The organism is Priestia sp. FW507-14D1A (assembly GCF_058781295.1).
Genome location: NZ_JBYSWQ010000003.1, coordinates 381059 through 407161 on the forward strand (window position 1 = coordinate 381059; position 26103 = coordinate 407161).

Genomic DNA, 26103 nt, shown 5'->3' on the forward strand with positions numbered 1-26103 from the left:
TATTTACCTAAGTCCTTCTGGCAATGAATCAATTCCACCTTTTAACCTATAATGTGCCCAATTTCTTAATTTTCTTTTAAATGTATCGTAGTCAAGTGAGTAATCAATTAAATTGAGAAGCTCTCTATGAGCTTTGCCAGAACCATCAAACCCATGTCTTCCTACCGGATTAACAAATTCAATATCTTTCGTTAACGTTCTCATTTCTGCTATATCTTCAGCCGTTACACCCCACCGCTTAAAAATTGGCGCTCGTGATACTAAGTGCCATTCATGGTACCCACCAGGATAACGAATTCTACTCTCAATAATAGTCCTTAATTTTGGAGTAGACCAGGCTAATTCAAATTCATCTACGCTCAATTCATTAAACCATTTTGCAAAGGCTTTACTTCCGGGCATAGTCTCTGATGTAAAGGTTCTAGTCCTCGCGGTTTCTTTTACAAAGTGGTCTTTTACCAGTTTATTTAATTGCGCATTTGATAATTTTTTTTCCTTCTGTTTTTTATTAGCAGAAGGTTTTTTTCGAGTGTCAGGTTTCACTCTACTTGCTTTAGGTCTTACCGGCTTCGGTATACTAGTATTACCCTTAGCAACAGCTTCCTGATCATAAACCCCTTCAACATTCGCTTTACTATCAGGCTTTTCCACTTTCTCCAAAGCTTTGGACTGACCTTTCGAAACATTCCCCATCTTATACGTCGTTAATCCATTTAACGCTTCACCAAAGGTCTTTCCAGGCAAAGCCTCTCCTATCCCTACCAGTTGAGGTTGAGGACGTAAAGTCGGCATCTCCGCATCTAGTAAAGGTTTGATCTGCTTTTGAAACGGTTCATACACCTTCTTCGACCAATTGCTTGCTGCTTTTGGGCTGACGACATTCCGCATATCGCTTAATGTTTTGGTCCCTTTATGTGCAGGTACACGCGGAACGTTTGTTACTTTTGGAACGGATTTTACGGCTCCTGCGGGTTTCGCTCCTCCAATTACGCTCGCAAACAGAAACATGCTGCTTTCCCAGTGCTCTTTTGAAAGAGGTTTGTCAGGATTAAGTGCCTGCTGCCCTACATCTAAGAGTCCCATCGTTGCGTGATTGACAAAGTCATACGGTGAATCAAACGATTTTTCTCCTCGCTCAATTAAACCTTCTTTGAAGGCAACAGCGCCATCAAATCCACCCATCGTTACAAAATTTCCAAAATCATATAAGGAGTTGAACTGTTTATCTCCTCTCTCCCCCATACCGGCCCAAACGTCTTGTGCTACTCCTTTAGTACCCGTAACTGTGCCTTTTGCTAAAGTTATAGCACCTTCTCCTACGTCCTTGACTACAGCTTTTATACCGGTTTCTTCTTTTTTAGCTTTAGGATTTTCACAGATTTCTGTAAAGTCAAAGGATTCAGCTGTTTTTTTAGTCCCAACACTCCTAACCTGACCCTGACGCACCACCGACTGCATAAGCATTCCCTCAACGCCCGTAGCGTTTTGAAGAATCTGTTGAGACGTTAGCATGCCTACAGTTGAAGAATCGTTGAACGCCTGCAGGTATGGACTTTTTTCCAGTTCCACTGCTTGCTCTGCAGGTGACAGTTCCGCTAGTTTTTTCATGTTAGCAGGTGCTGTATCCTGCTGAATTTGCGTTAGCACTTCTCTTATGTAAGGCGAGTTTTTTTCAAGCCTGTGAATTTCTTTTAACTGCTCAGCAGGCGTCATTGCCTGAAGCTGAATCAGTTTTTCAAGGCCTACTTCCTTTATCACTTTCTCTTGTTTTTCTTTTCTTGTCAAGGTTGTTGGAATGCCTTTTTCAAAAACCGAGACGCCTCCTGAATCGGTCATCGCTTTTTTCGCCAACGCGCTCAGCTCACTTACATTGCCCGGCTGAATGGAACCATTTTGAAACCCAGCTTTCACTTTAGAAAGCAGCGAGTTTAAAGACGTCAGCTGATCTTGAATGACTGAAAGGCTTTGCGTTTGCTGTTCGTCAAAACGGACTAAATCGTTCATCGTTTTGTCCGCTTTGTTTTTTGCTTGTTCTACTTCTGTTAGAAAACCTTGGTCGTTAAGCGCTGAAACAGAAGCAAGGTGACTGACTTTTTGAATCGCTGCATTCGCTTGATCGACAAGCGAAACGGTTGTATTTCTTGTTTGATTTAAATGCGCAGGAATAGTGTCTTGTAGAAACGGCTGCGTGATGTAGCCGTCTTCGCTCGGTTCAAATGAGCGCAGCGCATGTGTGATTTGAGTTAGTCGAGCTTCATAGGAAGTGAGTAATGAATGATACAGCGTTAAAAAAGAAGCATGTCCCGTTTCGTAAAAAGACCGAATCGCTTCTCCTCCTTTTCCTTTAAACGCATCATCTAAGCTTGAAAATGCCTGAACCTGTGAAATTAGGCCCTGAATTTGTTCTTTTTGACTTTTAATAGAGTCTAAGATAGCTTGAATATTTTCGTGAAAAGCATCGACATCAAGTGTTTTCAATAACCTGTAACCTCCCAGCTGTATCGATATAGAAAAACAACAAACGGTTAACGAACAACCGCCCGTCATTTTTCTAAACCTAAGCGGACGCTCCTTTTTACAAGGCTTGCATCATCCGCTAGATAAAACCTTTTTATTTGAATGCCAAATCTATGCTGGTTGAAAGGTTGTTTTTGATAGCTTTATATAAAATATGAACATTATTTAGCGGCGTTTGCAGCTTTTTCATCTGCTTCTTTTATGGACTGCACGGATTTTTTGGTGGCGTTCAAATCATCGAGGAGCGTTTGCTTGTAGTCCACAATTAACGTTCGCAGCTGCTGGTTCAGCTGGTTTAATTCATCGAGCACCTCTAGTTCTTGTCCGCTTCCGACGTGAAACGGAAAAAGCGGCTGAAACTGCTGCGCAGCATCGCTTAGGTCACTAAGCGTTCTATTAATTTCACCATCTATTACTTTAATTTCGTCTGCCATATTGCATCACACCTTATCTTTTGCTTCGTCTTCTTGCATTTTAATGGCGCGTTCCATCCCTTGTATATCTGATTGAAGCGCCGTAATTTTTGTATCAATTGTCGTAAGGGCATCCGTCAGCTGACGGGTCAGCAAATCATCGTATTCGTCTAACATAGCCGTACGGATGTCTTCAAACCCAACAGCAAGGCTGCCTGACCAAGTGGCGGAAGTGAGCTCTGGTTCTTTTACCTTTTCCTTTGCACGTTCAAGCTCTCCTTTGACTTCCGTTAACGTGTTTTTACTATCCGTAAGCTGCTGGATATCTTCATGTGCCTGCTTCACTTGAGTATATAGATGAGCAACAAACATCTCATTCATATGATGACACTTCCTTTATATCTATCTCTTGGATCTTCTAACAGTAACTCCCTTTTACAGCTTATCAAATAAAGAAAGAGAGCACATCGGCACGTTTTCTTATATTTTTTGGGAATAATATAGGTTTTTAGTTCAATACCCACTATTCAGGATAAAATAACCAAAACTATCTTACCATTGACAATTTATCAAGATTTTTGGACTACTTTACTTGTTATTTCCATGTCACTAAAAGGCCTTTTTACACAATTTTTTTGTTAAAACGCATTCATTCTTTCTATTTCCAAATATTTAAACATGCGCTAGTATATACATAATATAAAGAGGAGGTTGAGTATGAGAGAAAAGCTCGTAAGACTCGGTTATTTACTGGGGTTGGCTCTTGTTTTGTCCGGCATTTTATATTTCTTTGCATCGAACTGGCAAGGCTTTGACCGCTACACTAAAATTGCGCTGAGCGTGGGGCTGATGCTGCTGTTTTACGGAAGTGCGTTTGTAGTGCGAAAGCTGCTTCCTCAGCAGGCGTTTTTAAGTCACTGGACGCTTTTGGCCGGCGCTCTTTCATTTGGATTAAGCATCGCGCTTCTTTCTCAAATTTACAACACGCACGCTGAATCGTACTGGCTGTTTTTAATTTGGCTTGTGCCGGTTATTTTGTTTAGCCTTTTTACAAAGTATCAGCCGTTTTACGTGTTATCGTTTGTTTTATTTCAATTCACCATGGCTTTTTTCATTTCACCAACTGGCGCAGCTTCACAGCGAGGCGAACACGAGACGCTTTTACTTTACGCAGGAATGGCGTTTGTGAACTTACTCATCTTTTGGATCATAAAAAAGAAACAGCGCTCGTCTCCTGTGATCATGTATGCAGCGTTTTGTTTGTTTCACTACATTTTTTTAACTGTTTCCCTGCCGGATTTCACAGGCAGCTCTAGCTTACGGATTGGTCTTATTATTTTTTATTTGCTGTTTTTACTAAGCTCCTTTTTTTATTTTTCAAAAGTGAAGCCGCAAAGGTCGTTTTTAGGGATTTCCATTGTGGCATTTGCTTTATTTGTTATTGAACAGTTTTTCTCTTTTATTTTTAAACACTACGCTGAATGGTCACTGTTCTTAGCTTTAGGATTTGTGATTTTATTTATTGGTGCAAGCGTATGGTTTGTCAAATGGCTCACTGCCAACACGTCAGCACAAAAAACCTCGCTCCGCGTAATCAAACGAATAGCGGTGATTGGGATTACGGCCATTGCATCGGTCATCGGCAGCAGCTCTTTAGGAGGACTTGTCACACTTATTACAGGAACGTACCCAACAAACGGAATGCTTGTGATTGGCGTTTTGCTGATTGTGGGATGTTATTTGATTAAAGCAGATATTCCAACCGTGAAATATACGCTTTTAATGATGGGCGTATTAATTAGCGGCGGCGCTTCTTTTTTTGTGAACGACATTCTGTTTTTTATCTACGTCATCGCACTTGTAGCGCTTTTAGTATTCACGAAGCATACGCCCGTTCGCCTGTTGCTTTTTGTGCTAGTGCAAGGGCTTCTGTTAATAAAGGTTCCGACTGCTTACTATGACACTATCAAAATAGATTATGTGCTGCTCGCTTTGTTTCTATTAAATGCCGCTGTGTACGCGATAAACGTACACCACGCGTTTAAAAAAGCGGCGCTGCTTCTTGCTTTTATCTTTTTACTGTCGCTGACTGAATTAAGCGAACCTTCTTTTTTAAATATTATTTACTGCACGGTGTTTTTTGTGATTTCGACCGTCTTTTTATTTGTGACGGTACGAAAAGAGCCAAAATACGATTTTATTGTCGGCATGATTTTCTGGTTTGTTTTTTTAGCGATGAAATATTACGACTTTGTGTGGGATTTATTTAATAAATCACTTGTGCTCGTTATTTTAGGTCTGATCTTTCTTTTCCTAAGCAGGAAATGGGACCTGTCAACGCCTGATCAGCCGCAGCCGTCGTTTCTTGACCGCAGCCGAACCGCTGTATGGGTCATCGTTCTTGTTCAGCTCATTATTCTGGGCGGCATTTTCACTAAAAACGAAGTACTTCTTCAAAACGGAAAAGAAATTAAGCTCGCTTTACAGCCGATCGATCCGCGCTCGCTGCTGCAAGGCGATTACGTTGAGCTGAATTACGACATTGCGCACGTTACCTTACCTCATGTGAAAGACGGTGAAAAAGTGAAGCTCGTTCTTCGTCCTAACAAACAAGGTGTGTATAAATACGCAAAAATCTACCAAGCGGATGATGACTGGAATAAGCCGTATACTTCTAAAAAGAAAGACGTTGTCATTACGGGGAAGTATCACGACTGGGGAATTCAGTACGGAATTGAGCATTACTTTATTCCAGAAGGAACCGGAAGCAAAGTGGAAAGCGAAGCTCGTTTTGCTACTGTACGAGTTGGAAAAAACGGAGATGCCATTGTTACAAAAGTAGGTAAGTAAAAAAAGCAGCCGCTTCAACATTGAAGCGGCTGCTTTTATTTTAATTGATAAATACGCCGATGATCATCGTTAAAATAAGAATCACAAAGAAAATAATGATGCCATACCCAATCCATTTTATTCTTTTGGGCGTTCCTTTTACATTCATATCCGTTATTTTTCCTTCAATATGCTTTTGATGTTCAGTAACATCATTGTATTCATTATTAGGCGAAGTGATGTTATCCTTCCTTTCTATTTAATCGTTTTCTTTCTTCTAACAGCTCTTCATATCTTTTTTCAAGACGCTGCTTGTCTTTTCCTTCTGGGGTGATAGAAAGCTCGCTAATCACTTTTGTTAATTCTAATTGAAGCGCAAGTTTCTCCGCTTCATTTTGCTGCTGTGACGCTTTTTTGCTTTTACCCGTGTCTTCAATCGCCGCAAGCTCCGCTTTGGACTGTTTTAACGTCAAAACATGCGTCGCAAGCTTTTTAACAAAATAGCGGTCGTGCGTCACAAATAAAATCGTCCCTGGATAAGCTTTTAACACTTCTTGAAGCGCTTCTTTTGTATGAAGATCAAGATAGTTGGTCGGTTCATCTAAAAGAAGAACGTTATAATTTCCTAAAAAGACTTTTGCTAATGCCGTTTTCACTCGTTCTCCTCCGCTTAGCATCTCTACTTTTTTATACACGTCTTCACGTTTGAAAAGTAAGCGCGATAGCACCGTACGAATAAAATGCTCGGTGTACGGACTGTCTTCTTTAATGTTTTCTAAAATGCTTTTAGCGGGATCTAGATTTTCAAGACGCTGATGGAAAAAGCCGAGTTTTACAGGCTTCGCAACCGTGATGCCTTCTGCTCGCTGCTCAATCATATTCAGCAGCGTAGATTTTCCGGCACCGTTTTTGCCGACAATCGCTACTTTCGCTCCTGTCTTCACACCGCCTTTTAGATTTTGAAACAACATATGATTACCAGCTGATGCTGAGACTTTGTCAAAGCTTAGTACCTGCTTGCTGTGCACTTGATGAAACTGCGATAGGTCAAAATGAATCTCTTCCATTTCTTTTGGCTTTTCTTTTTTCTCCAGCTTTTCAATTCTTGTTTCAATCGCTTTTGCGCTTCTGTCTAGCTTCGCTTTTTGTTTTCCGACCGCTCGCTTATGAAGTCTCGCTTCAGAGTTGCCCATGCGGCTCGGCGCTTTTTTAAGCGACTTTGATTTTTGGCTTTTTTCTTCAGACGCCAGTTCAAGCCGCTGCTTTTCTTTTACATACTGTTCATATTCAAACTGCTGTCTTTCAACTGCGTGTTTTTTTTGCGTCACATATTCTTGATAATTGCCTTCATAGCAGTTAATTTTGCCGTCTTCTACTTCCCAAATAGACGTACAAAGGCGGTTTAATAATTCTCGGTCATGTGAAATCAGCAGCAGACTGCCTGTAAAAGACTTCATTTCTTCTTCAAACTTCTCTACGCCTTTTACATCTAAGTGGCTCGTTGGCTCATCGGCTGCAAGCAGTTCCGCGCCTGATGAAAGAGCAGCTGCAATTTTTTTTCTTGTTTCTTCTCCTCCGCTAAGAAAGTCCGCTTCAGTTGGCACACTCCACTGACTTTTCATCTCAGGAGAAACAGCTCCTGTAGCTTGAACATCAAGCTGCGGAATCAGTGAGGAACAGCCATATGTTTGTACAATCCCTTGATCTGGACTCATTTTTTTCATTAAAATATGAAGCAACGTCGATTTGCCTTCTCCGTTTTTCCCCACAATTCCAATTCGCTCTCCGCGATGTACTTGAAGTTTCTCTGCTTGAAACAGCAGGCGATCTCCATAGCTTTTTTCAATATTTATAGCTTCTAACAATAACATAAAAAAACCTCCCTAGGATTTCTAGAGAGGATTAGAGGTCATAATTAGGCATACGCAAATATGCACCCTTTTTATAGAGTAAAAAAAGGGAGAAATCACTTCATATAAGACATATAGAAATGGCACCTAAAAATGTACAGACTAATCCTATCTAGACAAGTGTTCATTTAAAATAAAGTTTTAAAAGAATGTCTAAAAAAATAGGATTACTTATCCATTGTCTACGGTACCTTTCCTTTCTTAGTATAAAATGACTTGCTTCTTACAGTGTATGATGAAGTTTTTTAAATGTCAATATCCATTTGGATGATATTCCCTTCTTTTACTACTCACAAAAAAATCCTCAGCCGATCAAAGCCGAGGATTCTTTTATTACACGTATTGGTTCACTTTCCCTGTAAAATCAGGCAGCCACTCGCCGTGGGCTTCAATTAAATCATCGCACATACGAATGATGTCATCCATAGATAATTCCGCATTTGTATGAGGATCTAGCATCGCTGCTTGATAGATGTGCTCTCTTTTTCTAGTGACCGCTGCTTCAATTGTTAGCAATTGCGTATTAATATTCGTACGATTTAACGCCGCAAGCTGCTCAGGTAAGTCTCCTACATAAGTCGGCATAATGCCGCTTCGGTCTACAACACATGGAACTTCTACGCACGCTTTTGTCGGCAGGTTACTAATTAAGCCCCCGGTATTTAATACGTTACCGGCAAATTTAAACGGCACGTTTGTCTCCATTGCTTCAATAATTCTAGAGCCGTACTCATGTGAACGTGTATGAGTTAACTGACTGTTGTTAACCATTTCTTCTCTCATGGATTCCCAATTGCTGATTTGCTCTTCGCATCGGCGCGGATATTCATCAAGAGGGATGTTAAACTGATCAACAAGATTTGGATATTTATGTTTAATAAAGTATGGATGATACTCTGCGTTATGCTCAGACGATTCGGTAATATAATAACCGAACTTATCCATTAGCTCAAAACGCACCATATCGTGATGCTTTGTTCTTTGCTTTTCTTTTGCCAGACGCTTAATTTCTGGATATAAATCTTGTCCATCCCTTTTTACTTCTAGCAGCCATGCCATATGGTTAATGCCTGCGATTTTCTCTTGTATTCCTTCATGATCCATTCCGAGAGAATCAAATAAATCTTTTGTACATACTTGAACACTGTGACAAAGGCCCACCGTCTTTACATTTGTATAGCGCAGCATTGCACCCGTTAGTGTTGCCATTGGATTGGTGTAATTTAAAAACAGCGCATCTGGACATACTTCTTCAATATCTTTTGCAAAATCAAACAGGACCGGAATCGTGCGCAGTGATCTGAAGATCCCTCCAATTCCTACTGTATCTCCAATCGTCTGACGCAAGCCGTATTTTTTAGGAATTTCAAAATCAATGACGGTGCTTGGTTTGTAACCGCCTACTTGAATGGCATTAATCACATACTTTGCTCCTGTTAAAGCTTCTCTGCGGTTTAAATAGGCTTTAACCGTAATATTCACTTTATAGTTTTCTTTTAGATTGTTTAGCATATTTTCCGAATCTCTTAAACGCTCAGCATCTATATCGTATAGCGCAAATTCAAAGCCAGCTAAAGCAGGCACAAACATGCAGTCTCCTAAAATATTTTTTGCAAAAACTGTACTTCCCGCTCCGATAAATGTGATTTTAGACATTGTCATCTTCCTTCCTCGTATTGGTTTTATCCTTTTACAGATCCTGATGAAAGCCCTGCAATAAAGTATTTTTGTAGCACTAAAAATAAAATGGTCATTGGAAGCATCGCAATAATCGCAGCTGCTCCTACTAAGCTAAGATTATTTTGATTTTCAGCAAAAAAGCTTGCTAACGTAACGGTTAATGTATGCATTTCCTTATCTTGAAGGAAGAAAATTGCAAACTGATAGTCGTTCCAAATGTAGACGCTCGCAATAATTAAAATAGACGCAGTGACAGGCTTTAGCAGTGGAAATACGATTTTAAAGAAAATCGTTAACGTGCCGGCCCCATCAATTCTTGCTGCTTCCTCGAGCTCTTTAGAAATAGTGGAGCGAATGAAGCCCGCATACAAAAAGATTGTTAGCGGCAAAAATGCTGCGACATTATTTAAAATAGCAATTTGGTACGTGTTCATCATCCCCATATTCACAACCATTTTGTACAGCGGAACTAACGCTGTTAGAGGCGGTATTACCATCACGGCGATAAAGATAAAATAGACGTACTTATTTAGTTTCGTTTGGCGGCGCGCTAGAGGATACGCAGCCATTGATCCTAAAAAAATAAGCAGAACCGCCGAAACAAACGTAATGATAAACGTATTCATAAAAGAACTGCCTAAATTCGCTTGCTCCCAAGCCGCTGTGAAATTTTCAAGGTGTATGCTTTTTGGAAATACCCATTTGGAACTAAAATCCCCGGTTGCTTTTAAAGAAGTCGTAACAAGAATATAAAAAGGGACAATATGAACGAGCGTTATACAAAGAGCTAGAAAGGTAAAAAATCGTTTTTTCCGTTTATTTGTATAGTCCATCACGCTTCTGTCTCCTTTCGTTTAAAGTACACAAGTGCTGATAAGCTAATGACTAAAATAATGAGCGCCATGCACACACCTTGAGTTGCAGCATAGCCAGCGTCCTGTCTTCTAAAATATAAGTCATACATAAAAGTAGACATTGACTGCGATGCATCTCCAGGCCCTCCTCCTGTCAGCGCAACAATTACGTCAAACAGTTTTAAACCTCCGATAATATTTAAAACGACGTTAATTGTAATCGAAGGCATAAGCAATGGAAGCGTGATGTTTTTAAACTGCTGAAGAGCCGATGCTCCGTCAAGCTGCGCTGCTTCGTAATAATCTTTTGAAATACTTTGCAGCCCCGCTAAATAAATAATCATTGCAATTCCAACGAATTGATACGTATTGACGAACACGATAATCCAAGAGTTAAGCTCTGGAGTTCCCAAAGCATTAATCTTCTCAAAACCTAAAAATACAAGAAGGTCATTTAAAGCGCCTCCTTGGTAGGCAAAAAAGAAGTACCAGATATACCCCATAATAATTGGGCTGATAATAACCGGAAGGTAGACTATTGTTCTTGTTACAGCTTTCATTTTAATGCTTTGATTCAGAAGCAAAGCGTATAACAAGCCAATAATATTTTGAAAAATAGTGCTGCCTATTCCGTAGAGCAGCGTATTTTTTATCACAAGCCAAGTCGTTGGATCTGCAAGCAAACGTTTATACTGCTCGAGCCCAATCCAATCATATGTTTGTGAAAATCCATTCCAATTAGTAAAGGAAAGTCTAATTCCGTTAATAAAAGGATAGATAATAAAAACGGTGATAATTACTAAGCCGGGAAGGTACATCCACCATAAAGAGGACTCTTTTTTTAATTTTTTCTTTCGTTTTTTCGTATCTCTTACTATAGAAACCGGCTCTTTCCTGACTAATTCATTCATCGTGTTCACTCCTATTTCAGCTTGTGTTGAAAAGAAGCAGAAGCCTATCTCCCTGCTTCTCGGCGAACAAGGAACTTTTGCACACTATTTTATTGTTTACTGAGACGCTTGTACTCTTTTTCCATCTCTTTTGATAATTGCTTTGGCGTTAAACTTCCCGCTAGCAATTCTTGACCTGTAGAAGACATCACTGCCCACATACCGCTCGGTAAATACTTCCGGTCGAAGTATGGCTCAACTTTAATATCGCTATACTTATCGTAGTATTCAGAGTAGTAGTTTTGTGTTTTATTGTTTGTCAGAGCCGATGCTGAAGACGTTCCTTCGGCAATCTTTTTGGCAACTTCCGGCTGTGACACAAATTCAATAAATTTCTTGGCTTCTTTAAGGTGCTTAGAATCTTTCCACGCAGCAAGGGTAAAGCGCTCTCCGCCGATCCAGCTTTGCGTACCGCCTTTATGAATAGCAGGCACCGGTACTGTTCCTACTTTTACTTCAGGATTTAATTCTGTTGCATCCGGTCCAAGAGATCCGCCCACAAATGTGAAAGCAATTTTATTTTGAGCCATTAATTCCGTTGCTTGAGATACTTTTGCGGTTAATACATCTTCATTCAGCAGCCCTTTCTTCTTCATTTCTGCCATTGTTTCCCCTAGCGGCGTATAGTTTGACCAATTAAATGTTCCTTTTTCCAACTGCTTAGCGTAGTTCTTATTTCTTGCTGTAATAAGCTGAGGTGTAGCCAGCTGATCAAATACTTGAGCAATATTGCCATTTTCCCCTCCTGGGATCCATAAAGGCGCTACTTCTCCTTTGCTCTTCTTTTTTACTGTTTCTAATGCTGTTATAAATTCATCCATTGTGTTAGGAGGCTTTATTCCGTATTTTTCTAACAGCGTCGCATTATAGCTAATTCCGTCTTTTGCTTGATTTAAAGGATACGCATACACTTTGCCGCTTTTATCTTTTAAAATTTGATTTAGCGCCGGATCCAAATGCTGAACCCAATCCATATCTTTTAAATCTGCTACATACTCCCCGTAGCGAAGCTGAGACCAGCCGTGCGTATCAAATAAATCCGGCATATCATTTGCACCCATTTTCACACGAAGCATATCTTCATAGCCGTTACCCGGAAAATTCGCATCAATTTTAATATCTGGATTTTGTTTTTCAAATTCTGCAATGGCATTTTGAAGCGCTTTTCTCTCGCCTTTATTACTCATCGTAGAAAAAAGCGTTAGCGTCGTTTTCCCATTTCCGCCTGTTGCCGCTTCTTTATTTCCGCAGCCCGCTGCCACAACAGAAAAGACTAGTAATAGAACGAAAAGATACGTAAGCTTTTTCATTTATCTTTTTTCCTCCTTATACTCTATCAAGACATAAATAACTGAATATTCAGTTATTTACACATAGACAAATTCATTGCACAACGAAATAAAGTCACTTATAATTTAATCCTATACTTTTACAAAGGTTCAAAGAGTCCTAGAGATGAAAAAGCTTTTTCATTTACATACTTATCTGCCAATAAGTATGTAGTTTCTAGGGCTTTTTAACCTGCTTTTTCTATGGTTTTTTCTATTTTCCTTCCCCCTTATCACTCTTTATGTATGAATTCTTCTTTTCTATCACCCCCTTTCAAGTTATAACTTTTAGGCTACTGTTTTTTGAGTAAGGCTCCGCAGCTTTCACGATAAATTAATTTAGTCGGCACCATGACTTTTAAAGGAACGGATCTGCCGCTTAACCGATCTACTAGCATTTTAACAGCCTGCCTTCCCATCTCTTCAGTATATACTTTAACCGTTGTGAGCGGCGTGCTCGCAAATGCTGCGATGTCCACATCATCAAAGCTTACAATCGCTACGTCTTCAGGAACCTTTATATTTGATTGCTGCAGGGCACGCATTGCTCCTATCGCCATTGCATCACTTGCGATAAAAAATGCCTCAGGAAGATTTCCTTGCTTAATCGCTTGTCCCATCAGCTCATAGCCTTCAGTCATTGAGTACTCTCCTATATAAATTTTCTCAGAATCGAGCAGGCCTTTTTCATGCATAACGCGTTCAAAAACCGTTTGACGCTGATCTTCAATAATAGAACTTCCATTGATATAATGTTCTCTTTCTGTCCCTCCGATATAGCCAATTCTTTTATAACCGAGGTCAAATAAATGATTTAATGCGTGTTTAGTAGCTTTCTCAAAATCAATCATGACCGAATCGTACAAATCCTCATCCGCTTTGTGATTAATAAAAACAATAGTATCTAAATGATTGCTCACTTCTTGAACCGTTTCTGGACTAACTCTTCCCACTACAATCACTCCATCAAGATCCTGCAGCAGCTCTTCTTGCTTCATGCCTTTTAGCCTAAATGACTTTACTGTAAAAATTTCTTTTTCTGCGCATTCACTTTCTATTCCATGGCGAATAGAGGAGAAAAAAGGGTCTACTAACTCTTCTTCAAGGGATTGAGCAAAAATAATACCTATTTGAGGAGCTTCTATATCCTTTCCGTTTGCCGTTCCTTTTCGTATCTTCACGGGCGTATATTGCAGCTCTTTGGCTGCATGGAGAATGCGTTCACGAGTAACCTCAGATACAGAAAGCGTATGATCATTATTTAGTACTCTGGATACAGTTGAACTGGAAACCTTAGCGTACGCCGCTATATCTTTTAAAGTTGCCATATTTTTACCTCTCTATTATAATCTTCTATTTTTACTAAATATTTATCTCTTATATTGGAAGAATAGCACATTAATAAAACGCTTTCAATAAATAATTTTAAAATTTCAGTAAATTTATTAAAATATTCTCCAAAAATCTTCATTTCTTTTGTTAGTTTCGCCGTTAAAATGACAAAAAAGCCGCTATTACTACTTTATTTTTGTCACACTGTACTAAAACTTAAGTAAACTTTTAGTAAATATTAATTTTCATAAGAATTTGTTCATATTTGATATAAAACGGTTTGTTGGGGGAAAATAAAAGAAGAAATACTGATAAGGAAAGAGAGAGCCTATGATTAGCCAACATTCTTATTTTCAACAATGTCTGCCTGCCCTTCAACAATTGCATAATATGAATTTTATGAAAGAACAGCTGTTGCAAAAAGACTTTTTAATCGCTCAAGAACGTGAATTAAGCATGTACTACTCGCCCCATAACGATTACATAAATCCAGACGCTCATATTGTCATTGCCGGCATCACACCAGGCTGGTTTCAAATGAAAACTGCTTTTAAACAATGCGTTTCCAGCCTGTCTCATCATCAGCTTGAACAAGTCCTGTACGAAACAAAAAAAGCAGCTAGCTTTAGCGGAACGATGAGAGTCAATTTAATAGACATGTTAGATCAATGCGGAATTGCAAAAGTCATGGGCATTAACGGTGCCGCTGAGCTATTCGCTTCACAGAGAGATTTGCTGCATACAACGTCCGTACTGAAATATCCTGTGTTTTATAAAGGAAAAAACTACACGGGACATCAGCCACCAATCGAACGATCAGCGCTTCTTTCTCGCTATGCCTTTGAAGTATTTCCACATGAATTGAACGAAATAAAGAATCCGTGCTTAATCGTTCCACTAGGAAAAGCGGTTGAGAATGTTTTAAGAAAACTTTCGCGTGAACCTTCGTTTTCTCGGCATACGTATTTATTTGGCTTTCCTCATCCATCCGGAGCAAACGGACATCGAAAACGGATATTTGAAGAACACCTAAGTGAATTTACGAAAATTGTGGAGGACTGGGCCGTAAAAAGAAAGAGCTGAAAATAGTTTCAGCTCTTTTTTTTTACTATAATTATGTAAAAATACGTCTACACGGAGGTCCGCTTTTATGTTAACAAATTTAGAAGAATATAATAACCCTATTTTATACGACGATGAAAATGAGCAGTATACAGAAGATGTTGCTTTTTTACTAACAGAAGCAGCTAACAAAAGCGGAATAATCCTTGACTTAGCTTGTGGCACAGGGCGTGCGACCATTCCATTAGCACAAGCGGGACATTCACTGATTGGAGTAGATATTCATCCACCCATGCTGCAGGAAGCACAGAAGAAAGCAGAGGCTTTGGACCTATCTGTTAAATGGGTAGAACAAGATTGTACCAAACTCGACTTAAAAGTAAAAAGCGACTTTATTTATATCATAGGAAATTCATTTCAGCATTTTCTAACAAATGAGGAGCAGCACGCATTTTTAAGAAGCGTTTATACGCATTTGAACGACGGTGGAACCTTTATTGTTGGAATACGTTTTCCTTCTATAGAAGAGCTAACACCAACAGAAGCAGAAGAATATTGGAAAAGCTATCAAGACCCTGACACCGGATATACAACAGAAGTCTACACAAGCAGCCACTATGATGCCATCAAACAAATTCAGCATAACCTCACAACTAGAAAGATAAGAGATTACGATAAAACAATCATAAAAGAAATAACATCGAAAATAGATTTACGCTACACGTTCCCTCAAGAAATGGAACATCTTTTAACACGTAGCGGATTTATAATTACGAGCGTCTACGGAGATTGGAAAAAGAGCGCTTTGACCAACCAAAGCACTCAAATGATTTACGTTTGTAAAAAACAAAGAGTTCATCCTATCCCTTAATGGCGGCTGGAATCTTTTATTTGCAGTGTCATAAAAAAGGAGATCCATGGTGCGGACTACTTTTTCTTAAAGCCTTTATTTCTTTGTACTTGAATTAATAGATGTATCTATAAAATCATTCACATATTTGCTCATTTCTCTGTAGTTCGTCCAGTGTAAATAGTGATGACCTTGTAAAACGACTAGTTTTTGCGACGATACGTGACTTAATTGGTTTTGATAAAACGTAATATTCGATTTTCCTTCTTTTGCTTCTTTATCTATTTTTCTAGTAAAAATCATTACGGGCATTTTTGAAGGAAACGACATATCGAGAGTTTTATTTATATTGTTGTTCAGTTCTTTTGCTTCATCGATGACGTTTTTGTTGTAGCCTTTCCAGCTGGATATTGCTTTTGTCATTTTTAAATTTTTTGTTGTATACGTTCCTTCTTCGGCTAGCGGTAGATACTGATCAGGACTAGTAAGCAGGGCTAAGCGCGCAAGTCCACTTGGCGCTAAAACACTCATCAAACTTGGTATATTCGGCGCTTCTTCTTTAAAATAATCCAGCGCTTTTGGCAACGTAGGGTCTATTCCAATAATTGCTTTTACTTCATCTGGATATTTATTAGCGTAATATATGCTGTACACGCCAGAAACTGAGTGCGGCATTAATATATACGGGCCTTTTATATCCGATTTTTGCAAAGCTTCTCTCATTTCACTTACACTATTTTCTACGGTACGTTTTTTATTCGTAATGTCACTCCATCCGTATCCAAATGGTTCTACTACCACCACTTTATTATCCTTCGACAGTTCATTTACTAAAGGTTCAAAATCCAGTGCAGGCGCAGTCGTTCCCAAGCCGCTTAGTAGTACAATTGTATTTTCCCCTTTACCTTTTGTATATACATGAATATTTCTGCCATTAACCTCTACTAATTGACCAATAGGCGGGTACTTTTTCTTTTCTACTGCCGTTATAACTTGATTCGTTACAATCCAAATGATGCATATCCCTAACATAGCTACTATCATGTTTCGTAAAATTCTCAAGAACCTAAACTTTTTTTGCACGTTAACCTCTCCTTTCCATAAGTAGCAGTTAGTAAGCCGACGAGAATGCGAGAGAACCTTTAGAACTGCTTACTTACTATGACGCTTCAGAAAACGTTTAGTTCTATTTCCTATATAAAATTTAAAAGAATGATAGCAGCTTACTTCAGCACTAAACGAAAAAAGGCCTCTTCTGATGGAAGAGACCTTTTACTATTTATTAAAAAGAGAACAATAAAAACTGTAACTTCTTCACTTGATGCCTAAGCGTATAACTGACGCTACGTTTTTAGCCGTTCTTTCAATGTTTTCACCCGCTTTTTCCAGCGCTTCTGACAGATCGACCGCTCCGGGCACAACGCTGAATAACGCCGAAATACCGTGTTCATACACAGCTTCGCTTCCCGCTCCAATGCTCCCTGCTATCGCTATCACGGGAATCCTATGCTTTTTTGCTGTTTTGGCTACGCCAATGGGTGTTTTTCCGTAAATGGTTTGTCCATCTATTCTTCCTTCACCGGTAATGACAAGATCAGCATCTTTAATATAGCTTTCTAGCTGAGTTGCCTCAATGACAATGTCTACACCTGGCTTTAACTCCGCAGATAAAAATGCCAGCAGGCCGCCTCCTAGTCCTCCTGCGGCTCCAGCACCAGGAACACTTTGGATATGAATATTCATTTCTTTTTCAATAACCGCTGCGTAATGAGCTAGATTACGGTCAAGCCGTTTGACCATATCCGGAGTTGCGCCTTTTTGAGGACCAAATACCGCAGATGCTCCGGTTTCACCCGTTAACGGATTGTCTACGTCGCACGCCACTTCTACTTTGACTTCAGCAAGCCGAGGATCCAAGTTTGTAAGATCGATAGAAGCTAACTGATCTAGGCTGCCGCCTCCTTCTTTCATTTCTGCTCCGTTAGCATCAAGAAGTTTTGCGCCTAAAGCTTTTGCCATACCGGCTCCTCCATCATTTGTAGCACTTCCTCCGATGCCAATAATGATATGCTTCACTTTGTGATCTAACGCTTTAAGAATGAGCTCGCCAGTTCCTCGCGTTGTTGTGATAAGCGGGTTTCGTTTATCGACCGGAACATGATGAAGGCCTGAAGCGGCTGCCATTTCAATAACAGCCGTTTTGCCGTCTCCAAGAATTCCATAAAAAGCTTCCACCTCTTTATCTAAAGGTCCGGTTACTTTAGCTTGTATGATTTGTCCGCCCGTCGCGTCCACAAGCGACTGAACGGTTCCTTCTCCACCGTCTGCCATAGGTACTTTACTAATCTCCGCGTTGGGAAAATGAGCTTTTATTCCTTTTTCAACCGCTTCACAAACGTTAAGAGCCGTTAAGCTTTCTTTAAATGAATCAGGTGCAATCACAATTTTCATGCGTAAACACTCCTTTTAGTTTTTAGCCATATAGCTTTAATACACCAAATATAAGCGTGGATACAATTGCCATAATGAGTCCAATAAGCGATTCGTATGGTATTAATTTTAAGCGTTCTTTTATTTTCATATTTACACTTCCGCCCGTTGCGTGAAAAAAGCTTCCGTGCGGAAGGTGATCAAGTACGGTCGCCCCGGCATGAACCATAGCAGCTCCGGCTAAAGCAGAAACGCCTAGCTCTAAAATTGTCGAGCCAAAAACTTGGCTTGCGACTGCTGTTCCTGCTGTTGTCGAAGCGGTTGCCGCTGACATAAAAATACCTGAAACCGGAGCTAAAACATAAGCGGGCAATCCAATGGCAGACAAGGCGTGAATAATAACGTCTTTTAGCTGAGAGTTAGCAATAATACCTGCTAATGTCCCCGTTCCGAGAAGCATAATGGCTACCCCTGACATTTTCCCTAATCCAGAAATAGCATATGTATTAAGCTGTTTTCCTTTTTTCATCACAATGGCACCAACAATACCTCCTGCAGGAAGAGCAACCATTGGATCAATATTAAGATCAAAAAGCGGGCGCAGCGCCAGTAGCACGATGGTAACAATTGGTGCTATGATGGCCGTTAAAAAGAGCGGCAAGCTGCTTGCATCCACTGTATCTATTTCTTCAATTTGAACCATTGTTCCCTTTTTCACTAATCGTTTGGCTACTAGATAAGTGGCCGCTACGCCAAATATAGCGGGAATGATTCCTGCAGCCATCACGGATGTAAGCGGAATATTAAATGCATCCGAAGCAGCAATAGCGTTAGGATTAGGAGACATTAAATTTCCTGCCTTTCCTCCTCCAATCATCGCTAATAAAATAGCAGGCTTTGACATACCCGTACGTTTAGCAATGGCTAAAGCAATAGGCGCCACTGTGATGACAGCCACATCAACAAACACACCTACTGTCGTAAGAATGAGTGTGGCTAGCGCTAGAGCTAAAAGCGCTTTTGTTTCCCCTAGTTTTTTTACAATGGTTTCTGCTATAACCGCTGCAGCACCTGATTCTATTAATACCCCGGCCAATATACCGGCTGCAAGAATCCGCAGTACTGCCGGAATAATGCCTTGTGCGCCTTCAATCATTAAATTAACGGTATCAGCGATGTTAACTCCGCCAATCAGTCCTCCAATTAAAGCTCCGGCTATCATTCCGTATGCGGGAGCCACTTTCTTTAAGATTAATATAATAGCAATTACTAATGCACAAATAGCGCCTAATGCGCTTACTTGAACGTCCATAAAGCATCCCCTTTCTTATTTCTCCTGTCCCTAACGTTAATTGTAAGCGCTATCTTATATTCTTTCATTAGTCACTTCAACAGAAAAAGACCTCACTATCGCAAGATCTTTTATGCACGTGCACAATTATGAAATTTTAGATAGCAATAGCGCTACATACAGTTCAAGAAGGTCTTTGACTTTTCTTGGATCTTTTCCCGTAATGCTTTGAATTCTATCTAGACGGTAACTTAGCGTATTTCGATGTATAAAAAGCTTTTTAGCTGCTGTGCTTCCTTCGCCATTTTCTTCTATGTAGACCGTTAACGTTTCGATAAGTTCTTTTTTCTTATCGTATTCCTTCAGCTTTTCATAGTGATACAACAGATCATGATTTTCTTGAAAACCAGCGCTTTGACGTAACAGCACGGGAATTTGATAATCCGAATAGCAGTAGAAAACAGCTTCTGGATGAAGCTTTGAGCCGACCGCAAGCGTATCTTTTGCTTGCTGATAAGATACACGAAGGCCTTTAAAGTCAGGTTGAACAGATCCTGCCGCTAACTTACACACCATTCCAGACGCCTGAAGCTGTTTTTCCAGCTGTTCCGCATAGCTGCTAGCGCTGCCTGCTTCTGTAGATTTTAATATGACCACTCCGTCTGGAAGCATAGCGTATAGGTCATTGTTAGCTATGTATTTCTTTACAAGCTTCATAACTTCATGGCGATTGTCCGCTGTAACAATCAGTGCCACTCGTGGAAGGTATAAGTTAATATCAAAGCGATTCGCCCGGTCAAAAAATAAAGAGTCAAACGAATCTTCTTGTTGAAGAAGCTGATGAACCACCTCTTCTTTTAATCGTTCATCCCATTGAATTTCTTCTATCAAAATCATTTCTTGAAAAATCATTTCAGCCGCCATGCGCACGAGTTCTCCGTAATTACGAATCTGTTCTGGCAGTCCTGTCAATCCCACGACTCCAACAATTTCCCCGTTAAAGAAAATAGGCAAATTCACGCCCGGTTTGGCCCCGCGCAGCGAGTCAGCCTGCTGTTGAGTAATTTCGTAGGAACTGCCGTTTTTTAATACCATCAACGCTCCCTCGTGGATTTGATTCATTCGCTTTTTGTCACCCGAACCAATAATGACTCCTTTTTCGTTCATCACGTTAATGTTGCAATCAATAATCTCCATCGTTCTACACACAATTTTCTGAGCTAATTCTTTTGTTACGTATCTCAACATTTCCCCATCCTTTGCCTCTGTGAAGTAAAGCTCAATTTTTTCGTGACAGCTAATTTGTATTCAATGAAAAATTTGCGATACTTCATTATAATATACGTAGAAGCAAAACCACATCTTTGAAACCGCCAACAAAACAGTGCCTATAGGAGGATAAAAGAATGACTGTGTCAAAACTAGTTTTTACCCCTCTTAGCTATACAGGATGGGGATCACTTCAGCAACTGCTTCCGGAAGTAAAAAAATATCACCCTGCTCATATTTTAATTGTCACAGATCCCGTGTTAAAAGACATTGGACTTGTGGATAAAGTGAGTTCTCCCCTCATTAAAAATGGATACGAAGTAGATGTATATGCAGATACGGCACCAGAGCCGCCTTTAGCACTCGGTGAAAAACTCGTATCCTACGCAAAAAGCCGAAAATTTGATTTAGTCATTGGCGTTGGCGGCGGCAGCGCATTAGATTTAGCAAAACTTACGGCCGTTTTAGCCGTTCACGACGGAGCTGTAGAAGAATACTTGAACTTAACTGGTACAAAACAAATTTCAAAAAAAGGTCTTCCTAAAATTTTAATTCCCACAACTTCCGGCACGGGTTCAGAAGTAACGAATATTTCTGTATTATCTCTTGAAAGCACAAAAGATGTTGTGACCCACGACTACTTGCTTGCGGACGCCGCGATTGTAGATCCCGAGCTTACGCTGAGCGTGCCTCCTAAAGTAACGGCGGCTACAGGGGTTGATGCATTAACTCATGCCGTTGAAGCTTATATATCAGTAAATGCAAATCCAGCAACAGACGCCTTAGCACTAAAGGCTATACGCATGATTAGCTCTTCTTTACGAACAGCTGTAGAAAACGGCAAAGATAAAGAAGCGCGAACTCAGATGAGCTACGGAAGCTATTTAGCGGGCCTTGCTTTTTTTAACGCTGGTGTTGCTGGTGTTCATGCGCTTGCTTATCCGTTGGGTGGACAGTTTCATATTTCACACGGTGAATCAAACGCCGTATTGCTTCCATATGTGATGGGTTACATACGCAGCAGCTGTGTGGAAAAGATGCGAGATATTTTTGAAGCACTAGGCGGAAACGCTAACTTTTTATCAACAGAAGAAGCTTCTTATCAGTGTGTAAAACAGCTGCAGTCACTTGTCAAAGACGTAGGCATTCCTCAAACCCTTCGCGGATTTGATATTCCAGAAAGTGCCCTTCAAAAGCTGACAGAAGATGGCGTCCAGCAAAAACGAATTCTCGCTCGCAGTCCTTTGCCTCTTCATGAAAAAGACATCCGAGCTATTTACCAATCGGCGTATGATGGTGCTATAGTAGAACCTGTGCACTAAAGAACTCCCCCTTGTGTAAGGGGGAGTTCTATTTATGCTGCTTTAGCCGTTGTACCAAAACGGTTCTCTTTAGGGTCACTAGGCTGACAGAATAAAACAATTAGCCAAATACCGCCAATGAGTGGAACTAATGTAATGAGCTGCCACCATCCGCTTTTTCCCGTATCGTGGAGCCTTCTTGCTCCTACCGCTAACGAAGGGACTGCAATCAATAGCGAGTAGATTACCGGCAGAAAAAGAGGCTTATCAATAAAGAACTGAATGAAAGAAAGAATAAATGAAATAACAAAGTTGACCAATACAAACATCCAGTATTCAGTTCGGCTTGCTCTGCCAGAAAACGTCCCGTAATTTTTCAACACTTTTATGTACCACTTCATATGCAACAACCTCCTTTTTTAGTATAAAATTGTAAATTTATAGTTTATATATCCTTTTTATTCAAAAAACAAACCGTTAAACAAACAAATAACGACATTTTTTATACAAAAGAAAAAACTTCTTTCAAAAAAAGAAGTTTTCGTAATGTATTATGCTTTTCTATTTAATCAAATCATTTCGGTCTTCCATACTTGGCGGTTCTTCAAGCCATCCGTTTTTAGCCATGATTTTTCCCCCGTCTTGCCCGTATGTTAAAATGTCTTTGGCGGTACTGACAAGAGTAAGAGGAAGATCCCCACGCAAACTAAACGCAGTGCCTAAAGCGTTGCTTCCTAGCCCGAAACTGCAAAATAAACTCACGCAGTACATCATTAGTTTATCTGAAAAGGGCGCTACTTTTGACTCAGTCGCTTTCGCTCCCCACGTCGCAGGCGTCTGAATATCGCTTTCCAAAAGAATTTTACTATAATCACTTACAATTTTTTTAGCCAGCTCTTTTCCTTTTACAAAGTACTTCTTCACTTCAGGCTCACTTGCTACTTGAGCGAACCCTGTGATCATTTGCATGCCAAAAATGTTGCTTTCAATTGCGTAATAAATATGTGCTACCTCTACAGTATTTAATGCCCGTTTACTCGAAAATAAATGGATTCCATTCATGTAATCTGTGCCTTCAGCAAACTTCGCTTTTTTAGGTACGGAAACAGCTGGAGGCCTTGGAAGCACGTTTTTTTCCTGAAGATAATCTACACATTTGTCATAGCCACTTTGCGTGAAAGCGGTAAGCTCTTTATAGAGAGAGATCATGTCTTTTCTGTAGGACATGGTTAAATGAAGCGTATGTAGCCCCATACTAATTTCTTTTAAAAGGCGAAGAAACATAATATCAAACATCTTATCATAGAGCTTAGGAACGCCTATATTTACATCTTTTTCTGTATATCCTACTGGTATAGAAGCCCCTTCATTCTGTAAAATTGTTTTGATATCTTCAATGTAGTTCACCACTTGCCTATGCGTATCTTGCATAATTTCCTTTGCCCCGTCATCTTCTGCCTGTGCAATAAAATATTCCAAAATTCTTTGGGTCATTGTTTTTTGCTGATAGGTCATCCAAAGAGTAGCAATTTCACTTGAACTTAACGGTATTTCTTGACTCATGCACTAAACCTCCTGCTAGGGATACATACGTAAATCTTCATTTATTCAAGAGTGGGTATCTGTAATGAAGACTTTATTTTAGACCTTAACATTCGTCCCCGCAGTCAGATACACAACTCTGTCTCTTCCTCAATTAATTCTGCTTCATTTACTATGCACAAATTGGAAGAATTCTATGTATTTACCCTCGCTTTTAAATGGAGGAAACAAAAAAAGCCCCCTCTCATTAAAGGCGCTTTTTCAAAGAAAACGTTTTTATTCCATCGTATCAGAAATTCTTTTGTAGCTTCCGCATTTTTTTAGATATTGAATAATATCTTGATCTTTTACACGCTGAATAGCTGATCCGAACAGTTCTACTGCTACCTGCATGCGTTCATGTTTATGTTCAATGGTCATAATATATCGAAGCGCATCCACAACCGGTGCATTGTGACGTGTACGACGAGTTATGTACTCGTGAATGGCTTCATTTAACCCTTCCGATTCCGCTTGTTGAAACTCAGGTTTTCTTACTACTTGACTATATACCACTTTTTGACACTCCTTCTCCTCATTTTTAATCATTTTTATCTTTCTTTTATTTCCATTTCCCTAACAAAAAGGAAACAAAACATGCAATGTTAACTTTTTTTAGAGTTTTCTAGCAGATGCATGATGCATTTAAAAGAACATAGGTTTGATCCTTATAAGGAAACTATGATATATTTTTTGTCTACACAGACTATACACAGTAAGGAATGAGGTATTTAGATATGAATAATGCTGAATTTATTGATGCTACAAAGGCTCCAGCCTTTAAGCCAGGAAAAGAATTTAAAGAAGCTGTTAAATAAAGAATCTAATGCTGGGTATAAAGTAAAACAAGCAGGCTCTTAATAAGTAAGAATCTGCTTGTTCTGTTCTATATAAAGACTATTTCAGTAAGTTGTTTTATTTTTTCTAAACAGATACATGTCTAGCAGCATATTAACAAGCAATAGATTAAGCTACTATATTTATTTTAATATACAGTTGAGCTAGATAGAATATCTTTATGAAAACGTACTGTTTCAGAACTATAAGTAGTCATATTTAGTACACTTTTTATAGAATATGAGATGAGGATACCCCCATCTTCTATTGTACTCACCCAATAAGGATGAAAGGGTATTAAAAAATAAAATCGCTTATCAAGTTTTTCTAAAACAAATGGTTCGGTAACATTTGTAGTTTCTAAATTACCAACAGAGACATCAATTTTATCACCTATTCTCATCCCACCATAACCCTCTATACAAATTTCAATAAATCCAGTTTCTTGAAGTAATTCTAATTCAACTTCTCCGACGTAATCATATCTTTCTAGTATGTTCGTTCCATTTTTAATTGATTGACGTACGAAATCCCCGTCATAATAAAAAATAAATGGCAATTCTAAATCTTTTGAGTCAATAAGATTTTGTATGGTGATAGTACCAACTCCTTTATACCAACTCGTTTATTATTATAACATTATTAAAAAAACACCCTGAAAGGATGTTTAATAGTTAGCTTGTAAAGCTTCACTCTTTTTCTTTAGTTTTTGACTTTCTTCTTCTAACTCAATAATTTTATTTTGGAGCTCTGTATTATCAAAGTCTTGTTCTAACTCTTCAGATAGCTTTATTCGCTGTTTATGAATTTCAATTCGTTGTTTAGCAATCGCTTCTACTTCTTTGTTTAATTGTAATTGTTCATATGGATTCATATAAATTCCTCCCTTACTTTCACTTTCAACACAAGAAGACAGATTCCTTTAAAATAAAGTCCAGTGAGTGTTCCCTATAAACATGCTAATGGCCCCAAACGCACTAGCAATAAAACTAAAATTCCACACAGTACGCATCCAAACTGCTAAAGAACCATATGTCTTTTTAAAGGCTACTTCACGCATAAAGATGAGATAAAGAACTGTAAACCCATATACACCAAATGCTACCCATTGAAAAGTTTCTTGAATTTGTGGAACTATTAGAACAACTGCTACTAAAGCTACGGTGAAAATGAGGTTCACAATCATAAAGAAGCTGACGAAACGCATCCACTTAAAGCCCTTTTCGTCTAGTTCCGCAGCACTTTGGTTTTTTCGCTTTAATTCCTCCATTATTCATTACCCCTAGTATTCAGTTTTATCCATTATAGCACGTTATCCTAGTTTTATTCTTAAAGTACTAGTATCGTTATGTTCAAATTTCAGAGATTAAACTCAAAAATTTTGAAGTTTTCATATTAGAATTTTATACAGTCTCAATCAAAATCTGTAGTTATCTAACATAAATAAAAGAGCAGTTTGCAAATGCAAACTGCTCTTTCGATGACCCGTACGGGATTCGAACCCGTGTTACCGCCGTGAAAGGGCGGTGTCTTAACCACTTGACCAACGGGCCGTGATTGTTTTTTAAGTTTAACTTAACTGTTTGTTATACTGGTGGGCCTAAGTGGACTCGAACCACCGACCTCACGCTTATCAGGCGTGCGCTCTAACCAGCTGAGCTATAGGCCC

23 protein-coding genes and 2 tRNA genes are annotated in these 26103 nt (G+C 39.3%); 4 read left to right on the plus strand and 21 right to left on the minus strand.

Features of this window, described 5'->3' with window-relative positions; all coding sequences use genetic code 11:
* Window positions 1-3: 3 nt before the first annotated feature.
* The 3 genes from AC3WJG_RS15570 to AC3WJG_RS15580 form a co-directional block, all read right to left on the minus strand.
* Window positions 4-2478 (minus strand): T7SS effector LXG polymorphic toxin, encoded by a 2475-nt coding sequence (locus AC3WJG_RS15570; protein ID WP_337134403.1) that lies wholly within the window; start codon window positions 2476-2478, stop codon window positions 4-6.
* A 200-nt stretch (window positions 2479-2678) separates the two neighbouring features.
* Window positions 2679-2951 (minus strand): DUF5344 family protein, encoded by a 273-nt coding sequence (locus AC3WJG_RS15575; protein WP_337134404.1) that lies wholly within the window; start codon window positions 2949-2951, stop codon window positions 2679-2681.
* Window positions 2952-2957: 6 nt separating this feature from the next.
* Window positions 2958-3311 (minus strand): YwqH-like family protein, encoded by a 354-nt coding sequence (locus AC3WJG_RS15580; RefSeq protein WP_337134405.1) that lies wholly within the window; start codon window positions 3309-3311, stop codon window positions 2958-2960.
* A gap of 336 nt (window positions 3312-3647) precedes the next feature.
* Here AC3WJG_RS15580 and AC3WJG_RS15585 point away from each other — a divergent pair, with 336 nt between their 5' ends.
* Window positions 3648-5780 carry a GDYXXLXY domain-containing protein gene (locus AC3WJG_RS15585; RefSeq protein ID WP_337134406.1) on the plus strand — a complete coding sequence of 711 codons (2133 nt, stop codon included), beginning with the start codon at window positions 3648-3650 and terminating at the stop codon, window positions 5778-5780.
* A 221-nt stretch (window positions 5781-6001) separates the two neighbouring features.
* Here the strand turns inward: AC3WJG_RS15585 and abc-f are convergent, their stop codons facing one another.
* The 6 genes from abc-f to AC3WJG_RS15615 all read right to left on the minus strand — a co-directional run bounded on the left by abc-f (window position 6002) and on the right by AC3WJG_RS15615 (window position 13809).
* Complete coding sequence (abc-f, locus tag AC3WJG_RS15590) at window positions 6002-7630, minus strand: ribosomal protection-like ABC-F family protein (protein ID WP_337134407.1); 1629 nt, start codon at window positions 7628-7630, stop codon at window positions 6002-6004.
* A gap of 372 nt (window positions 7631-8002) precedes the next feature.
* Window positions 8003-9325: an alpha-glucosidase/alpha-galactosidase gene (locus AC3WJG_RS15595; RefSeq protein ID WP_014459694.1), complete on the minus strand. Its 1323-nt coding sequence runs from the start codon at window positions 9323-9325 to the stop codon at window positions 8003-8005.
* 26 nt (window positions 9326-9351) lie between these two features.
* Window positions 9352-10182, minus strand: a complete 831-nt coding sequence (locus AC3WJG_RS15600; protein WP_034651257.1) for a carbohydrate ABC transporter permease — start codon at window positions 10180-10182, stop codon at window positions 9352-9354.
* Window positions 10182-11114 carry a carbohydrate ABC transporter permease gene (locus AC3WJG_RS15605; RefSeq protein ID WP_098791857.1) on the minus strand — a complete coding sequence of 311 codons (933 nt, stop codon included), beginning with the start codon at window positions 11112-11114 and terminating at the stop codon, window positions 10182-10184. Before AC3WJG_RS15605 ends, AC3WJG_RS15600 begins: the two co-directional genes overlap by 1 nt.
* 89 nt (window positions 11115-11203) lie before the next feature.
* On the minus strand, window positions 11204-12463 hold the full coding sequence (locus AC3WJG_RS15610; protein WP_337134408.1) for an ABC transporter substrate-binding protein: 1260 nt from the start codon (window positions 12461-12463) through the stop codon (window positions 11204-11206).
* 311 nt (window positions 12464-12774) lie between these two features.
* Window positions 12775-13809 carry a LacI family DNA-binding transcriptional regulator gene (locus AC3WJG_RS15615; RefSeq protein WP_098331836.1) on the minus strand — a complete coding sequence of 345 codons (1035 nt, stop codon included), beginning with the start codon at window positions 13807-13809 and terminating at the stop codon, window positions 12775-12777.
* Between the two features lie 334 nt (window positions 13810-14143).
* Between AC3WJG_RS15615 and AC3WJG_RS15620 the strand changes: the two genes are divergently transcribed.
* Both AC3WJG_RS15620 and AC3WJG_RS15625 read left to right on the plus strand, forming a co-directional pair.
* Window positions 14144-14896: a uracil-DNA glycosylase family protein gene (locus tag AC3WJG_RS15620; protein WP_337134409.1), complete on the plus strand. Its 753-nt coding sequence runs from the start codon at window positions 14144-14146 to the stop codon at window positions 14894-14896.
* A 67-nt stretch (window positions 14897-14963) separates the two neighbouring features.
* Complete coding sequence (locus tag AC3WJG_RS15625) at window positions 14964-15746, plus strand: class I SAM-dependent methyltransferase (RefSeq protein WP_337134410.1); 783 nt, start codon at window positions 14964-14966, stop codon at window positions 15744-15746.
* A gap of 75 nt (window positions 15747-15821) precedes the next feature.
* Here the strand turns inward: AC3WJG_RS15625 and AC3WJG_RS15630 are convergent, their stop codons facing one another.
* The 4 genes from AC3WJG_RS15630 to AC3WJG_RS15645 all read right to left on the minus strand — a co-directional run bounded on the left by AC3WJG_RS15630 (window position 15822) and on the right by AC3WJG_RS15645 (window position 20694).
* The gene (locus tag AC3WJG_RS15630; RefSeq protein ID WP_337134418.1) at window positions 15822-16769 is read right to left on the minus strand and encodes an alpha/beta fold hydrolase; all 948 of its coding nucleotides are present in this window, start codon (window positions 16767-16769) and stop codon (window positions 15822-15824) included.
* Between the two features lie 270 nt (window positions 16770-17039).
* The gene (locus AC3WJG_RS15635; protein ID WP_028408165.1) at window positions 17040-18176 is read right to left on the minus strand and encodes a glycerate kinase; all 1137 of its coding nucleotides are present in this window, start codon (window positions 18174-18176) and stop codon (window positions 17040-17042) included.
* 22 nt (window positions 18177-18198) lie between these two features.
* Window positions 18199-19467 carry a GntP family permease gene (locus AC3WJG_RS15640; RefSeq protein WP_028408164.1) on the minus strand — a complete coding sequence of 423 codons (1269 nt, stop codon included), beginning with the start codon at window positions 19465-19467 and terminating at the stop codon, window positions 18199-18201.
* 126 nt (window positions 19468-19593) lie between these two features.
* Window positions 19594-20694, minus strand: coding sequence for a sugar diacid recognition domain-containing protein (locus tag AC3WJG_RS15645; protein ID WP_263034080.1), 1101 nt, complete (start codon window positions 20692-20694; stop codon window positions 19594-19596).
* Between the two features lie 158 nt (window positions 20695-20852).
* Between AC3WJG_RS15645 and AC3WJG_RS15650 the strand changes: the two genes are divergently transcribed.
* Window positions 20853-22037 (plus strand): iron-containing alcohol dehydrogenase, encoded by a 1185-nt coding sequence (locus tag AC3WJG_RS15650; protein WP_337134411.1) that lies wholly within the window; start codon window positions 20853-20855, stop codon window positions 22035-22037.
* A gap of 32 nt (window positions 22038-22069) precedes the next feature.
* Here AC3WJG_RS15650 and AC3WJG_RS15655 read toward each other — a convergent pair whose 3' ends face one another.
* The 8 genes from AC3WJG_RS15655 to AC3WJG_RS15690 form a co-directional block, all read right to left on the minus strand.
* Window positions 22070-22417, minus strand: coding sequence for a DUF805 domain-containing protein (locus AC3WJG_RS15655; protein WP_028408161.1), 348 nt, complete (start codon window positions 22415-22417; stop codon window positions 22070-22072).
* Window positions 22418-22577: 160 nt separating this feature from the next.
* Window positions 22578-23579: a DUF3231 family protein gene (locus AC3WJG_RS15660; protein ID WP_098249472.1), complete on the minus strand. Its 1002-nt coding sequence runs from the start codon at window positions 23577-23579 to the stop codon at window positions 22578-22580.
* Between the two features lie 255 nt (window positions 23580-23834).
* A complete protein-coding gene (locus AC3WJG_RS15665; RefSeq protein ID WP_280159512.1) occupies window positions 23835-24113 on the minus strand; it encodes a hypothetical protein in 279 nt (92 codons plus the stop codon).
* Between the two features lie 469 nt (window positions 24114-24582).
* Window positions 24583-24993, minus strand: coding sequence for a hypothetical protein (locus AC3WJG_RS15670; protein ID WP_098659292.1), 411 nt, complete (start codon window positions 24991-24993; stop codon window positions 24583-24585).
* Window positions 24994-25101: 108 nt separating this feature from the next.
* A complete protein-coding gene (locus AC3WJG_RS15675; protein WP_016766132.1) occupies window positions 25102-25308 on the minus strand; it encodes a hypothetical protein in 207 nt (68 codons plus the stop codon).
* Window positions 25309-25356: 48 nt separating this feature from the next.
* Window positions 25357-25704, minus strand: a complete 348-nt coding sequence (locus AC3WJG_RS15680; protein WP_098249471.1) for a hypothetical protein — start codon at window positions 25702-25704, stop codon at window positions 25357-25359.
* Between the two features lie 211 nt (window positions 25705-25915).
* A tRNA-Glu gene (locus AC3WJG_RS15685) sits at window positions 25916-25987 on the minus strand.
* Window positions 25988-26026: 39 nt separating this feature from the next.
* Window positions 26027-26103, minus strand: a tRNA-Ile gene (locus AC3WJG_RS15690).